The sequence below is a fragment of the Bacteroidales bacterium genome, from assembly GCA_014860575.1.
Classification (GTDB): domain Bacteria; phylum Bacteroidota; class Bacteroidia; order Bacteroidales; family JAAYJT01; genus JAAYJT01.
This window is the reverse complement of the sequence record JACZJK010000056.1, coordinates 107679-123031: the sequence shown is the minus strand read 5'-3', so window position 1 is coordinate 123031 and position 15353 is coordinate 107679. Positions and strand designations below refer to the sequence as shown.

At 45.0% G+C, this 15353-nt stretch carries 12 protein-coding genes; 4 read left to right on the top strand and 8 right to left on the bottom strand.

The genetic code is table 11. The features are described 5' to 3' along the window. Positions 1-68 precede the first annotated feature (68 nt). Together IH597_15335 and IH597_15330 are read right to left on the bottom strand one after the other, a co-directional pair. Positions 69-2432 (bottom strand): glycyl radical protein, encoded by a 2364-nt coding sequence (locus tag IH597_15335; GenBank protein ID MBE0663828.1) that lies wholly within the window; start codon positions 2430-2432, stop codon positions 69-71. Positions 2433-2559: 127 nt separating this feature from the next. After that, positions 2560-3354 carry a glycyl-radical enzyme activating protein gene (locus IH597_15330; GenBank protein ID MBE0663827.1) on the bottom strand — a complete coding sequence of 265 codons (795 nt, stop codon included), beginning with the start codon at positions 3352-3354 and terminating at the stop codon, positions 2560-2562. Between the two features lie 535 nt (positions 3355-3889). On the opposite strand from IH597_15330, the gene IH597_15325 reads away from it, so the two are divergent. Continuing rightward, the gene (locus IH597_15325; GenBank protein MBE0663826.1) at positions 3890-4678 is read left to right on the top strand and encodes a sulfite exporter TauE/SafE family protein; all 789 of its coding nucleotides are present in this window, start codon (positions 3890-3892) and stop codon (positions 4676-4678) included. Positions 4679-5026: 348 nt separating this feature from the next. After that, on the top strand, positions 5027-6865 hold the full coding sequence (locus IH597_15320) for a type IIA DNA topoisomerase subunit B (protein ID MBE0663825.1): 1839 nt from the start codon (positions 5027-5029) through the stop codon (positions 6863-6865). Here the strand turns inward: IH597_15320 and IH597_15315 are convergent. The 5 genes from IH597_15315 to IH597_15295 all read right to left on the bottom strand — a co-directional run bounded on the left by IH597_15315 (position 6844) and on the right by IH597_15295 (position 12003). Beyond that, positions 6844-8085 (bottom strand): hypothetical protein, encoded by a 1242-nt coding sequence (locus tag IH597_15315; GenBank protein MBE0663824.1) that lies wholly within the window; start codon positions 8083-8085, stop codon positions 6844-6846. The two genes, IH597_15320 and IH597_15315, sit on opposite strands and share 22 nt — an antisense overlap. Continuing rightward, positions 8082-8915 (bottom strand): GMP synthase, encoded by an 834-nt coding sequence (locus tag IH597_15310; protein MBE0663823.1) that lies wholly within the window; start codon positions 8913-8915, stop codon positions 8082-8084. Before IH597_15310 ends, IH597_15315 begins: the two co-directional genes overlap by 4 nt. A 174-nt stretch (positions 8916-9089) precedes the next feature. Further along, positions 9090-10190, bottom strand: a complete 1101-nt coding sequence (locus IH597_15305; GenBank protein MBE0663822.1) for a carboxylate-amine ligase — start codon at positions 10188-10190, stop codon at positions 9090-9092. Positions 10191-10233: 43 nt separating this feature from the next. Beyond that, complete coding sequence (locus IH597_15300) at positions 10234-11241, bottom strand: hypothetical protein (GenBank protein MBE0663821.1); 1008 nt, start codon at positions 11239-11241, stop codon at positions 10234-10236. Positions 11242-11280: 39 nt separating this feature from the next. Then, entirely contained in the window at positions 11281-12003 is a 723-nt protein-coding gene (locus tag IH597_15295; protein ID MBE0663820.1) for an esterase family protein, read from the bottom strand. Positions 12004-12102: 99 nt separating this feature from the next. On the opposite strand from IH597_15295, the gene IH597_15290 reads away from it, so the two are divergent. Together IH597_15290 and IH597_15285 are read left to right on the top strand one after the other, a co-directional pair. Further along, positions 12103-12948, top strand: coding sequence for an esterase family protein (locus IH597_15290; protein ID MBE0663819.1), 846 nt, complete (start codon positions 12103-12105; stop codon positions 12946-12948). 2 nt (positions 12949-12950) lie between these two features. After that, entirely contained in the window at positions 12951-13100 is a 150-nt protein-coding gene (locus IH597_15285) for a hypothetical protein (GenBank protein ID MBE0663818.1), read from the top strand. Positions 13101-13338: 238 nt separating this feature from the next. Here the strand turns inward: IH597_15285 and IH597_15280 are convergent, their stop codons facing one another. Then, on the bottom strand, positions 13339-15258 hold the full coding sequence (locus IH597_15280; GenBank protein ID MBE0663817.1) for a RecQ family ATP-dependent DNA helicase: 1920 nt from the start codon (positions 15256-15258) through the stop codon (positions 13339-13341). Between the last annotated feature and the right edge of the window lie 95 nt (positions 15259-15353).

Below are 15353 nucleotides of genomic sequence, written 5' to 3'. Positions count from 1 at the left end.
GATTGCGACTGATACAGCATCATACCGGTGTTAAAGCCAGAAGATATGCTCAATATAAACTGTCAGGTTCAATATCCTTCATGCGCAGTTCTACTGATGATCTCATTCTGCAGCGATTCGCCCAAATCGTTAAAATAATCTGAATAGCCTGCTACCCTTACGATCAGATCGCGGTGCTTTTCAGGATATTTCTGGGCATCTCTCAGGGTTTCGGCATCCACCACATTAAACTGGATATGGTGGCCGTCGAGGCGAAACCAGGTTCGAACCAACGCACAGAGTTTATTAATGGCTTCATCGGAACCGAAAAACGAGGGCGAAAACTTTTGGTTCAGCAAGGTGCCACCGGTTTTGATATGATCAATCTTTGCTGCCGATTGCAGAACCGCTACCGGGCCTTTTTGGTCCGCACCCTGAACGGGACTGATGCCTTCGCTGAGCGGCTCTCCGGCAAGCCTTCCATCAGGCATTGCCCCTATCACACTTCCAAAATATACATGACTGGTGGTAGGCAACATGTTAATACGGAATTTCCCGCCCCGCCACGATGGCCTTCCATCAACAGCCTTGTATAAACTATTGAAGACCCGCACAGCATGTATATCAGCGAGATCATCGTTATTGCCCCATTTTGGTGTTTCATAAACCAATTTGTAACGCAGGTCATCAAAGCCTGAGAAATTTAACCGCATCGCATCAAGCAAATCCTTCATGCTCATTTGCTTCTCTTTGTAAACCCATTTCTGGATCGCACTCAGGTTATCGGTGATGCTTCCGAGGCCAACTCCTTGAATATAGCTTGAGTTGTAGCGCGCTCCTCCTGCATTATAGTCCTTGCCATTGGCAATGCAATCCTCAATTAGCAGCGACATGAACGGAACAGGCATGTGTTCGGCAAACAACTTTTCGATGCGGTTATTTCCCTCAATTTTGATGTCAATAAAATAATTGAGTTGCTTTTCGAACGCCAGGAACAAATCTTCAAAGTCTTTAAAATTTCCAGCTTCGCCGGTCTGTAGTCCGGTATGTTTTCCACTCTTCGGTTCGAACCCATTGTGGAGCGTAATTTCCAATACTTTGTTCAGGTTGAAATATCCGGAAAGTGTGTACGCCTCAGTGCCAAAAGCCCCGGTTTCAACACAGCCACTGGCGCCACCGTTTCGTGCATCCACCAATAATTTTCCCTGGCTCAGCAACTGCTGAACAATGGCATCGGTATTAAAAAACGATGGTTGACCGAAACCTGTTTTGATAATTTGAAGCGCCCGTTTCACGAAGCTATCGGGGTTCTTTTTGCTGATCTGAACCATGCTGCTGGGTTGCAGCAGGCGCATTTCTTCAATCACATCAAGGATGAGATAGGTAAGTTCGTTCACCGCGTCCGAACCGTCCTCTTTCACGCCGCCCAGGTTGATGAGCGCGAAATCGGTGTAGGTATTGCTTTCAAGTGCAGTCACACCCATTTTAGGCGGCGATGGATGGTTGTTGAATTTGATCCAGAAAACCTGCAATAATTCCCTTGCTTTTTCCTGATCCAGCGATCCATCTTCCAAATCCTTGCGGTAGAAAGGAAAAAGGTGCTGATCCAGCCGTCCGGGATTAAACGAATCCCAGGGATTTAATTCTGTGATCACACCAACGTGGATATACCAGTAGTGCTGCAGCGCTTCATGAAAAGTCTGCGGGGCGTTTTCAGGAACGCGCCTGCAAATCCTTATCATTTCAAGCAATTCGTTTTGGCGGGTTTCATCTATTTCATCTAAAACCATTTTTTGCAATGCCTCAGCATGGCGGTTCGCAAAGGCAACAATGGCATCAGCAACCATTTCCATTGCATGAAGTTCATGCTGTTTTGCCAATGCTTCCGGATCGTTAATAAAATCAAGTTTTGCCAATGCTAAAGCAATTTCCTCTTTCAGATCCTTCATGCCTTTGCCGAACAGTTTTTTGCCGGCTACCGTATGGCCCGGGGCACGTTGCTCCTGGAACTCAGTAAAAACGCCTGCTGCATAGGCATCTTTCCATTCCGGCGACATAGCAGTGAAAACCCGGTCGCGTTGGGTTTTGCTTTTCCAGAAAGGAATGATGACATCACGGTAAGCAATTCGCGTTTCCTCATCAACCCTGAAAGAGACTTTCGGACGCTTATGAAGAATATCGAGGTCTTCCAGCGAATGCAGGGAAATTTCAGGATATGTAGGCGCAGCTTTTGGAGCTGGCCCACGCTCACCCACGATGAGTTCATCAGGCAGAATGCAGATGCTTTTATTTTCCATGATATGCCTGAAAGCCATTGCTCTTTGCAATGGCACAGGAACTTCCTGACCTGCAATGGATTTATAAAATGCTGTGATCAGCAATGCCCGCTCAACGGAAAGCGTGTTAACAGCTTCGAGGCTTTGGTTTCTGAGGTTTGTTATTCTGGAATTCATTTGAATTTCGGATTTACGATTTACGATTTCAGATTTAATTCAAGATTTCAAATTTGAGATTCAAGATTTTGCGGACTTTGATCACTCATTCAGGGAATATTGAATATGGAATTTTGAATATGGAAAATTATGCCCCAATTGTAACTGTCTGTACCGAGTTCATAAAATACTCCTTAATTTCCTGCGCTTTAAACTGATCGTAGCCGTTTTCAGTTTGCTGCCAGCATGTTTTGCCCATTCGCTCGTATTTGCTTTTGGCAATGGCATGGAAAGGCAACAGATCAATGCGCTGGATTCCTTGTGTTTGCTCAATGATATATTTTAATCCTGAAAGGTTTTCCTCTGTATCGGTAATACCCGGGATCAACGGAATGCGGATAATGATGGGCTTGCCAGATGCACTGATCTTATTAAGATTTTCAAGAATGGGCCGGTTGCTTACTCCTGTGAATTGTTTATGGGCTTCATCATCGGCAAGCTTGAGGTCGTAAAGAAACAAATCAGTGAGGGGCAACACCTTGTCAATAACTTCAGGTTCGGCATAACCACAGGTATCAAGTGCGGTATGAATCCCATTTTTACGGCTTGCAGTAAGCAAAGCCGTTGTAAACTCCGGCTGCATCAATGGTTCTCCACCCGAAAAGGTCACACCACCACCGGATTCCTCGAAAAAAGGAATGTCTTTTTCAATGCTTTGCATCACTCCTTCAACGCTCATCAGCTTGCCCACTTCTTCAGTCCGGGTAAAAGTCTGACCGCCAAGTTTCTTGTGGCTCGTCATGGTTTCAGTGATATTTTCCTGGCTCTCGGGGTTATGGCACCAGGCGCATCGCAAAGGACAACCTTTCAGAAAAACCGTTTGGCGGATTCCGGGTCCATCGTGGATGGAGAAGCTGCGGATGTCGAAAATTATACCTTGCACGGCGATTGCAATTTGATTTTAGAACAAGGAACAACGATTTTTGATTTGCGAAGTTTGGCTCAGGCAATAGCTAAAAAATAAACAAAAAATAATAGGAAGCCTACAGGCAGGCGTAAATCATAAAATCCAGCAGGAGAATAGGCCTTTGCCGTTGTTGTGATAGAGGGTGGAAATGATGAGGTGTTTCATTTTGCGAATGATTGATACAAAGATATAAAAGTTTAGTTTTGTCCGTTTATTTTACTAACCGAAATAATTCACACCGCCAGGACGCTCCCGATAGCTATCGGGAGACGCAAAGATTTGGTTTAAAAGAAATAAGAGAGCAGTGACTGCAACAACATCATTCTCTCTAAAAATGTCATACCTTGTCATCCTGAACGAAGTGAAGGATCTCTTCCAAGCTTCAAAACCAGTTCCTTCGTTACACTCAGGATGATAATTAATCATAAACCTACAATTTTTAGATTGGCGTTGATTCGGGAACTGCAACACTGTATTACTGTTTAACTGTATCACTGCATCATAAAAAAAAATGGAATACATTCTCATCGCCCTCGTTGCCTTTGGCGCTGCCATGCTGACCTTCTTTTCGGGTTTCGGACTTGGAACCATACTCTTACCGGTATTTGCCATCTTCTTTCCAGTGGAGATTGCCATTGCCATGACAGCCATAGTGCACCTGATCAACAATCTTTTTAAGATGAGCCTGATCTGGCAAGCCGTCAATCTGAAAGTTGCTGCCCTGTTTGCAATTCCGGCAGCGTTGTTTGCTATTGGCGGCGCTTTGTTGCTGAACTATCTTAGCAGTGATGACGCTTTGTTTACCTATCATCTTGGCAACAAGGAATTTGAAGTCACGCTAATCAAGCTTATTATTGGCTTGCTGCTGATCATTTTTGCCATCATTGAAATTGACAAACGCTTCGATAAGTTGGCCCTGCCCCGCAAATACCTTCCCATCGGAGGGGCTTTGTCTGGTTTCTTCGGAGGTTTGTCGGGGCACCAGGGTGCTCTGCGCTCATTGTTTCTGTTGAGGGCAGGATTAGGCAAAGAGGGCTTTATCGCCACAGGCATTGCCGCTGCCATTGTGATAGATATTTCGAGGCTTAGCATTTACGGAACATCATTTTTCTCAAAACATTTTGCGGCTATCAGCAACGACAACTCAGTCTGGATGGTGGTGGTCGCAACCTTGGCTGCCTTTGCAGGGTCATTTATTGGCAGGAGGATGTTGAAAAAAGTCACCATGCGAACCGTTCAGTTATCCGTTGGGTTTTTGATCCTGGTGATGGGGGTGCTTCTTGGGTCTGGAATCATTTAAATGGCTGGATTTTGAGTTCACTCTGAAAAACCTGATACCTTTTTTACCACACAGCCTCATAGCACACATAGTTTTAAATCAATAGATTATACTGTGCACCCTCTATGCGTACTATGTGTCTATGTGTTTTAAGTCACTTTTTATTGCGTCTTTAAACCTTCGCTGTTAACTGTATTTGATTCTTTCATTGCGCCTTCGCGTCTTCGCGCCTTCGCTGTAGCTGCATTTGATTTCTAGCATGGCAAGCTGTGAATAACTTCCCCGCTCCGTTTCACAACTCCTGCACCAAAACCCCTACTGCTGCGTTTCTTTCCTGTATCTTTGCAGCCCGAAATGGGTTCACACATCATGACTGAAAAATATACTGAAGAAAGCATACGCTCACTCGATTGGAAAGAGCATATCCGCCTGCGCCCGGGCATGTACATCGGCAAACTTGGCGATGGCTCATCGCAGGACGATGGCATTTATGTGTTGCTCAAAGAAGTGGTTGACAACGCCATTGACGAATTTGTAATGGGCCACGGCCGCACCATTGATATCTCTATTAAAGACCAGTTGGTTTCTATCCGCGATTATGGGCGTGGTATGCCGCTTGGCAAACTGATTGACTGCGTTTCAAAAATCAATACCGGCGCCAAATACGATTCAAAGGTTTTCAAGAAAGCCGTAGGTTTGAATGGGGTCGGAGCCAAGGCGGTGAACGCACTTTCCAAGTATTTCAAGGCGCAATCAGTTCGTGAAGGAAGAACCAGAATAGTTGAATACGAAAACGGGAACCTTGTAAAGGATCATCCTGAGCACGACAGCGACGAGCGCAACGGAACCCTCATTGCGTTCACACCCGATGATGGTATTTTCGGTAACTACCACTACCTGAGCGAATATATTGACAAGCAACTCTGGAATTATGTTTATCTGAACCGCGGACTTACGATCCGTTTCAACGGGCAATCGTATTATTCGAAAAACGGCTTGCACGATCTGCTTTCGAATGTAATCAACGGCAGCCACCAGATTTACCCGATCATCCACATCAAGGAAGATGATTTTGAATGTGCCTTCACGCATACGTCTAAACAGTATGGCGAAGAATATTATTCATTTGTGAACGGCCAGCACACCACACAGGGCGGCACGCACCAGCTTGCATTCCGCGAAGCCATCGTAAAAACCATCCGCGAATTTTACAAAAAGGATTTTGATGCTTCGGACATCCGATCCTCCATTGTGGCAGCGCTGAGTATCAAAATTGTTGAACCGGTTTTTGAATCCCAAACCAAAACCAAGCTGGGTTCATCACACATTGAAACCGGCGGACCAACCATTCGTAATTACATAGGCGATATCGTAAAACGCAACCTCGATAATTACCTCCACATCAACACCGATACGACTGAGGCGCTTTACCGTAAGATCCTGCAGTCGGAAAAAGAACGCAAGGAACTGGCGAACATCAAGAAACTTGCAAAAGAGAGCGTTAAAAAAGCCAGCCTGCACAACAAAAAACTCCGCGATTGCCGGGTGCACTACAACAGCAACGACAACCGCCGGCTCGAAACCACTTTGTTTATCACCGAGGGCGATTCGGCCAGCGGTTCGATCACAAAATCGAGAGATGTGAATACCCAGGCCGTTTTCAGCCTGAAAGGCAAGCCGCTGAACTGCTACGGCCTGAGCAAACGCATTGTTTACGAAAACGAGGAATTTAACCTGCTGCAAACAGCGCTCAATATCGAAGAAGACCTTGAAAATTTGCGCTATAATAATATTGTTGTTGCCACCGATGCCGACGTTGACGGCATGCACATCCGCCTGCTGCTGCTCACTTTTTTCCTGCAATTCTATCCCGACCTGGTAAAATCAGGGCATGTTTACATTTTGCAAACTCCGCTGTTCAGGGTCCGGAATAAAAAGAAAACCATTTATTGCTACAGCGACGAAGAGCGGGTTGCAGCGCTCAAAGAACTGGGTCAGAACCCCGAAATCACGCGTTTTAAAGGACTTGGTGAAATCAGTCCCGATGAGTTCAAGCATTTTATCGGGCCCGCCATGCGCCTCGATCCGGTGATCCTGAAAAAATCTTCTGAAATACAGGAAGCGCTTGAATTTTACATGGGCCGCAACACACCCGAAAGACAACAATTTATTATGCTAAACCTGCGCTACGAGGAAGAGCGCGCCTGATTTTTTGCTTTTTCGAGATCAAAATACGCAACTGACGAGCCTACCCAGGTTTTATCCTTGTTATATTTCACCCCGATCAGTTTGCCTTTGCTCATGCGCAGCAGGTGAATCATGGGTTCCGGGCGGGGCTCATCTTCCTGCCACAGGTAAAGCGACCTGAATTCAATTTTGGCTTTCTCGCCGTCGCCCACAGTAGTTTCAATAAGCGGTGCATAATTCACTTTGCGCTGAAGCATAAAGAGGTGCTGGTCATTTTCGGGAATTGAAGCAATATCTTCCGGGCTTACATCAACCACCACACCACTGCCGCTGAACGAAAAAAGTGGTTTTAAGACATAATTTTCAAGATCCTCAGGCAAAACCTTAAAACTGCTCAATAAACGTGCTTCGGGTATGAATTCGCTGGATGGTAAATAAGGCATCAGGAATTTTGAAATTCTTGCGAACCAATTCGGATGGCCTGCCCATTCCACATCAACATCTTCGGTGAGATTGAATTGCCGTTCAAGGTCGGGGCGCTGTTTGAGTTCGTCAAAGATCACGCGGTTATAAATGCGCCTGATGCGAACCTTCTCCCCGTTTTCGAGATAATATAATTTGCGATCCTCGAGGATGACCTTGCTGAGGCAAAGCACTTTGATGCCAAATTCTTTTTCAGCAACATAAAAATCAATGGAGGTTGACTGCTTTTCAGGTTCAATCTCAAGCAAAACAACATGTTTTGGTTCGTGGCCATTAAAGATGGCTCGCTTCAAGCGGGCAAGATAATAATCCAGTCCTTTATCGGTGAGGAGATATCCATAATTCTCAGGAAGCGGGAAATGCCTTCGCCAGGTTTCCCCAATCTGAACCATATAATTGTAAAGCGAGGGGAAACCTTGCAGTTCAATCAGTTTAGGAACAATGTTGCCATTTTCATCTTCGCAAATCCCAAAATCCATAGCCAGGAACATGGTATGCTGATCCTCGTTCGGAACATTAAATTCATTTTCAATCGCAGGCTGGGTGATGGATTTGATATCGTGGTTCACAAGGAAATCAACTATCGTTTCCGATGCCGTAAGTATATCCCCAACAAGCCGAGGCGGAAGAAAAACAGGGGTTTCGGCAAGGCGAAAACCAACCTTCCAATTGTAATCCGTATGCATCTCATGCGCGTAAGCATCAAATTTTGCCTGGCTGAACCAGTTGTTGAACTGCCTTCGTAATTCCTTGATCATGCCTGCAATATCATTTTGTATGTGAGCGCAGATTCAAGAAATGAAGGTAAAACGGTGTTGCGTGTAAGAACCAGATGGCCGGGAACATTCAGGTGGGCAATCATGTGCTCAAACTTGTCCTCTCCATATTTCTCAATGATCTGTTCGCGTTTTTCGGGCATCGAAAAGTAATGAAGCATGCCAACAGGATCGGCTTCGGGGTGGAATTGGGTTCCGAAAATATAGTCGGAAAATCTGACGGCCATCACCGCTCTTTCGAGAGGAACAAGAGGCCGGATTTTTTCGCGGCAAAGCAGTTTAGCTCCAAACTCTTCCATTTTTTCAAAGTCAACTTTGGTGACCTGGTAATCGCGGTGATCCGCTGCCCAAAATGGATCAGGAAGATTATTGAAAAAAGGTTCTTCCTTTCCAAAGGAAGTTTTATGGATCGGAAACACACCAAAGCTTGTTGACTTTCGCAGTCCGACCCTGGCAAGTCCATAATGCCGGCAGAAAACCTGGAATGAGTGGCAAATCAGAAAAAGAGGTTTCTTATTCTCAGCAGCGCTGCGGTTATGGGCTCTAAGTTGCTCCACGAAGTTGAAAAACTTCGCTTCCCAATGAGAGCCTTCGCTGTCCAGCGGACTTCCCGGTCCTCCGGTTGAAAGGTAGGCATCGTACGACAAATCAGGAATTTCCCCTTTGCCGCGGGTATCAAAAATATCGTATGTGAGATCAAGGTTAAAAGACTTCGCGAATTCATGAACGATGGTTTCAATAGAGCGTTTGCCCTGGTTTTCGTGGCCATCGTACATATCAATCATCGCAAAGCGGAAAGAAGTCTGAGTCATAGGTTCAAGGTTCAAGGTTCCGGAAACTGAGCTTGTCGAAGTGGCGTTCGGTGTTCGGCGTTTTGGGTTCAAATTTCCGGGTTCAAAGTTCAATGTTCAAGGATGCAAAGTTAAGCTTTAAATTACTATCTACTGAGACTGCTACTGCTACTGCCACTGCCAATTGCCAACTTTTCAATCAAGTCCCTGCACAGATTCTTCAATGATATAATCAACCACAGCTTCGAGGCTTTTGGTTTTCTCAAATACAGCGAGTTGCTTATCGGCGCCGGTTCCTTCCTTCAGGATCGTATAGATGTAATTAATTTCTTCACGGCTGTCGAGTTCAACCAGTACATCGTCAACAAAATCGAGCAATTCCATGATGAGCACGCGCGTACGTACTTCTTCTTCCTTGCCAAAATCAATCAGCTTTCCATCAATGCCGTAACGCGAAGCCCGCCACTTATTTTCATTGATCAGTGCCCGCTGGTAATTGATGAATGTAACATTTCTTAGGCGAAGTTTATACAGTTTGTAGACCAAAGCCTGGAACAATGCAGCCAGGCAAACGCTTGCTTCAACCCGTGTAGGGATGTCGCAAATTCTGAATTCAATGGTCGGGTAAAAAGGATGCACCCGCAAATCCCACCAGATTTTCTTGGCATTGTCAATACAGCCGGTTTTTACGAGCAATTTTATGTAGCGGGTGTAATCGTCGTAGCTGGTAAAATAATCGGGAATTCCGGTTCGCGGAAAGCGTTCAAAAACTTTTGAGCGGAACGACATATAACCGGTGTTCCGTCCTTCCCAGAAGGGCGAATTGACTGAAAGCGCGTAAATATGCGGCAGGAAATAACGCATGGTATTGGCAATATGCATGGCCATGTTGCGATCGCTAACACCCACATGCACGTGCAAGCCAAAAATAAGATTTGATCTTGCGGCTTCCTGTAGTTCATTCACAATCTGGTCGTAACGTGGATTGGGGGTGATCAGTTGATTGGTAAAATGAGAAAATGGGTGCGAACCCGAAGCGCCCAGCCTGAAACCAAGGCTATGGGCTATTTCCGCAATATTTTTCCGGAGCATACAGATTTCCTTTTTCGCTTCCTTGATATTTTCGCAGATACTGGTACCGGCTTCAACTACTGCCTGATGCATTTCTGCTTTTACCTGATCGTCGAGCAGTTTGGAGGCAATCTCAACGATTTTCTGATCGTGAGAGGTCAGTTCGCGGGTTTCCGGGTCGAGGATCATGTATTCCTCTTCTATTCCAATTGAGAAGTCAGACATAACGTGTTGGTTTAATGGTTTGGCAACAGTTTGATTCTCTGTATTACTTTTTACCGGCTTTGGCTTTCCCGCTTGCAGGCTTTTCTTTTTGCGATCCGTCAGGTGCATGACCATCAACAGCAGCTTTGACGAAGGTTCCCCAGGTGAGGTTCAACACTCCGTCTTTCTGGGCTTTAGCTCGCTCAATCGCATACATTGCGGCGTGCTTTATGACCCAATCAAAGTTTTCCTGTCCTACGGATTTAATATCTGCATCAGGCGCCGGGTTACAAAAATCAATAGCGTAAGGAATGCCATCCCTGACAGCGAATTCAACTGTGTTAAAATCATAGCCGAGGGCATGATTCAATTTCAGTACGTAATTTTCAACCAATTTAATGAGTTTTGCGGATGGCTTTGGCCCGTCAATCACATACCTGAGGTGGAAGGGGTTTCGCGGTTCGTACTGCATAACCTTTACATATTTCCCACCAATGCAATAACACCTGAAATATTCTGTAAACTGAATCTCTTCCTGGATCATCATGACCAACTGCCCGGTTTCGCTTAAGGCCCGGAAAGCTTCTTCTTCATTGTTCACTTTGTAAACACTTTTCCAACCTCCGCCGGCATGGGGTTTCATGTAGGCAGGAAATCCGATGTGGCTAAAAATCTCATTCCAACTAAGCGGAAAGGCCATGTTTCTGAAAGAATTCTCAGAAGTGTCAGTGGGCCGCTCATGCGATGGAAGCAATACCGTTTTCGGAACCGGAACCCCGATTTTGACGGCCAAGGCATTGTTAAAGAATTTCTCATCGGCGCTCCACCAGAATGGGTTGTTGATGACGGCAGTACCTGAAATTGCTGCATTTTTCAAAAAGGCCCGGTAAAAGGGAACATCCTGCGAAATGCGGTCAATGATTACTGCATAACCGCTAGATTCGCCCTGCTTAACCTGGTCAATGCTGACTGCTTCGGCCTGGATGCCTTTGATGTTTTGCCTGTTTACTTCTTCTATGAATGCCTGTGGGAAAGTATTTTCCATCCCGAATAAAATTCCGATTTTCTTCATTGTTTTTGTGGTTTTGGTTTTATGAAGGAATATTCAAAATTAGCGAAATTGCCGGGCAGTAATAGCAGAAAGATAATGAGGGAACATTTCACGCCACACTGGCCAATCGTGGTCCTTACCCGGGCGTACATCCAACCAGTGTTCGATATTCTTGTTTCGCAGTATTTCAGCCATTTGCAGGTTGTCGTCTTTGCAAATATCATGTTCGCCGGTGCCGAGGATCACAAAAAGATCCCAGATGCGCGGATCATTCAGTTGAGGGATAAAATCAACAGGATTGTTGAAATAAATATCATCATTATGAAAGCCATCAGCAAGGTCTTTGATGGTGTAAGCGCCGCCCATGTTAAGCACATAACTTGCAGCATCGGGGTGTTTGAAAGCAAAGTTCATGGCATGGTAAGCGCCAAAGCTACACCCTGCAAATGCTATACGTTGCACAGCGGTTTCATTCCGAACCAGCGGCACCAGCTCTTCAAGCAGGAATTTATCATACCAGATGTGGTTCCTGGCACGATCAAAGGGATGAATGCCTTTGTTGTACCAACTTTGGCGATCCACACTGTCGGGGCAATAAATCTTAATTAATCCCTGCTCAATGAACCAGCGTGCCGATTCTACCAGCTTAAAATCCTTGTTCTCATAATAGGTTCCCATTGAAGTTGGAAAAAGTACAACCGGAAATCCGGCATGGCCAAATGAAAGCGTAGTAATCTCAGCGCCAATATTGTTGGAGAACCATTTATGTGTAGTTTCTTGCATAAAGTCAGTTTTTGCCGGATTTGGATTGGTTAATATTCATTGCATGAAAACAGAGAACATGTTTTGAAATCATTCGCAATAAACAAAAAGAGTGTAATATTGTTCCACGCCTTACAACACAACGGAAAGAAATTGCGCTACACTGAAAAACTCAAAGCTTACTGTAAAAGTAAAGCCCTGGATCGGAGAATCACTTATAAAGTCTTCTACCCGGAAGTTTTGATCGCAGGCAAAACATACCCTTTGCTGATCCTGAACGATGGTCAGGAAAGCGGTTCGATAAAGATCAAAGAAACACTTGAATTATTAACCGGTGAGAACCTGATAGAACCCATCATTGTCGCCGGAGTTTATGCCGGTGAAAGAATGCAGGAATACGGGATTGCGCAACAAGGCGACTATGCGGGGCGGGGTTCCAAGGCTGGATTATACACCCGATTTTTATTGCACGAATTCATTCCACATTTGGGAACCTGGCTACCAGTTTCTGAAAAAAGTTCGCACAATAGCATCGCAGGCTACAGCCTGGGAGCGCTATCAGCTTTTGACATTGCTTGGAACAACTCTGATCATTTTGGAAATGTAGGTTGCTTTTCCGGTAGTTTCTGGTGGCGAACACGAGAGTGGAAAAAAGGGCGGAATGTTGATAGATTCAGAATTGCACATGATATAGTTCGTACAACTGAAAATGCTCCTGCCAGCTTAAAATTTTGGTTTCAAACCGGAACCCTCGATGAAAAAAGCGACCGCAATGGCAACGGTGTTATTGATTCTATTGATGATACACTCGACCTGATCAAAGAGCTGGAGAAACAAAATATCCTGAACGGCGAAAGAATAAAATACCTGGAAATTGAGGGCGGGAAACATCATCCTGAAACCTGGGCTATTGCAATGAAGGATTTTCTGGTGTGGGCTTATGGCAATAAAACACGGAATCAATAAAAATGAATCCGAAAAAAGAAAATGAAATTGCTAAAAAAGAAATAAATACATGTCGCCCGCCGCTGGCGGGCTTAACGGATTTGGGATTATTTTTTTTCTACCAACATTTAGCCCCTGGCGGGGCTATCGGTTTTGAAGATACTGTTTGCTGATCATCATTCGCTACCAATATTTAGCCTCTGGCGAGGCTATCGGCCTTGAGTATACTGTGCGCTAATCAACCAAGGATCAAAGTCCGAAATCCAAAGTTCGATTCAAAATGGCTATCATTTGTAGATTTACGAATCTTAAATCTGGAATTTTGAATTAACAAATCCATTACCCCATTACTCCATCACTCCAATACTCCAAACCGATTAACCAATTGACAAATTAACCCAACACCATTCACTACTCCCCATTCCCCTTCCTTGCCCAAAAAAAGCGATTGTCAGCCGTGGCAACTATTTTATCGTTATCAAGCAGCCAGCGAAATGCCTTTATTACTTTGTCGTCGTTCAGGCCTTTGATGCTGTCAACAATTTCTTCAAGGTTCAAAGCCTTGCCTGTGATGAGGGGTTCAAGTTGTTCAGCCACTTTTTTGAACTCAAAGTCGCTTAGTTCAAGTTTATTGCGCTCAATGCATACATCGCATCTGCCACAACGCTGGCTGCTTTTTTCACCAAAATACTCCAGCAAGAGCTGACTCCGGCATTTATTTGTACCACTCACGTAATTGATCACGCTTTCAACTCGCTTTTCCGCCGATTTCATGCGGTCGTGATAGTGCTGTTTTGATATTTGCAATGAGCTGACATCGAGGCGTTCGGTAAGATAAATAAGCTGCGGTTTGTTTTTTCGGGGCACATAGGTGATAAGTCCGAATTGGTTCAGCACCTGCAAGGTTTTAATAACATCGCTTAACTGCATGGGCATACGACGGGCAATTTCTGCTTCGCTGATGCGCACAAACATCGTGAAAAGTCCACTGTAAGAGCGTAGCAGCAGTTTAATAAACGCATCATATACAGGGTTCTCAACCTGGAAACGATAAAGGTTTTCTTTCTTGGTTTTGATATGCACAAGAGATGGCGCTCCAACATCTTCGCTAAGCATGATGTATCCTTCTTTTTCAAGAAATTTCAACGCATTGAAGGCTATCACCTGGTTTAGTTTGTATTGATTGCAAAATTCTGATAATTCAAAGTCAAATCCCCTGTCTTTGCCACCTCCGGTTGCGAGCTGAAAATAATTACCCAACGAATGATACACTTTCTTTACCACATCAATGGCCGGGTATGAAAGGGCAAGGTTGTGCTTGAGATCAAAAACATCCGAATTTTCATACAGCACAACGGCATAAGATTGAAGGCCATCGCGCCCTCCCCTGCCAGCTTCCTGGAAATACGCTTCAAGGCTATCGGGCAAATCCATGTGAACCACAAAACGCACATTGGGTTTATCAATCCCCATCCCAAAAGCATTGGTTGAGACAACAACCCTCGTTTGGCCATTCATCCAGGCTGTCTGGCGCTTATCCCGGGTGGCAGGATCAAGGCCGGCATGATAAAAGTCGGATGAAATCTTCTGGGTATTCAGAAAATCTGAAATCTCCTTGGTTCGCCGACGATTACGGACATACACAATGCCAGTCCCCTGAATACGGTTGCAGATTTTAAGCAGGCGCCCCAGTTTGTTCTCTTCATTTTGAACCACATAGGTTAGATTGGTTCGCTCAAAGCTTTTCTGAAAAAGATTTTCTTTTGCGAACCCTAATTTTTCCTGGATGTCTTTTACAACATCGGGAGTGGCGGTGGCTGTTAAGGCCAGCACCGGAACATTGGGCAAAAACTCCCTGATGGCGGCAATGCGGAGGTAAGGCGGCCTGAAGTCATATCCCCATTGCGAAATGCAATGTGCCTCATCAACAGCAATGATATTTACATTCAGCCGGTTCAACACCGCGCGGAACTTTTCTGTTTCAAGCCGTTCTGGTGAGAGATACAGGAATTTAACATCGCCAAACATACAATTATCCAACGCGAGTTCGATCTGGTTGCGGTGCATCCCGCTGTAGATTGCTACGGCATTGATATTTTTGCGCTTGAGATTTTCAACCTGGTCCTGCATAAGTGCAATCAAAGGTGTGATCACCAAACACAAGCCTTCTTTTGCCAAGGCAGGAACCTGGAAGCAGATGGATTTACCTCCTCCTGTCGGCAACAATGCAAGCGTATCTTTCCCATCCAGAACAGATTGAATGATCTCTTCCTGCAAAGGCCTGAAAGCTGAATGGCCCCAGTATTTTACTAAAATGTTTTTTAGTGGCATGGGAGGATGAGTGGTTGTTGGTTGCTGGTTAATGGTTACTGGTTGCTGGTTACTCGATTTGGGTCATACAATTGTCATATGGTTGTCATACAGTT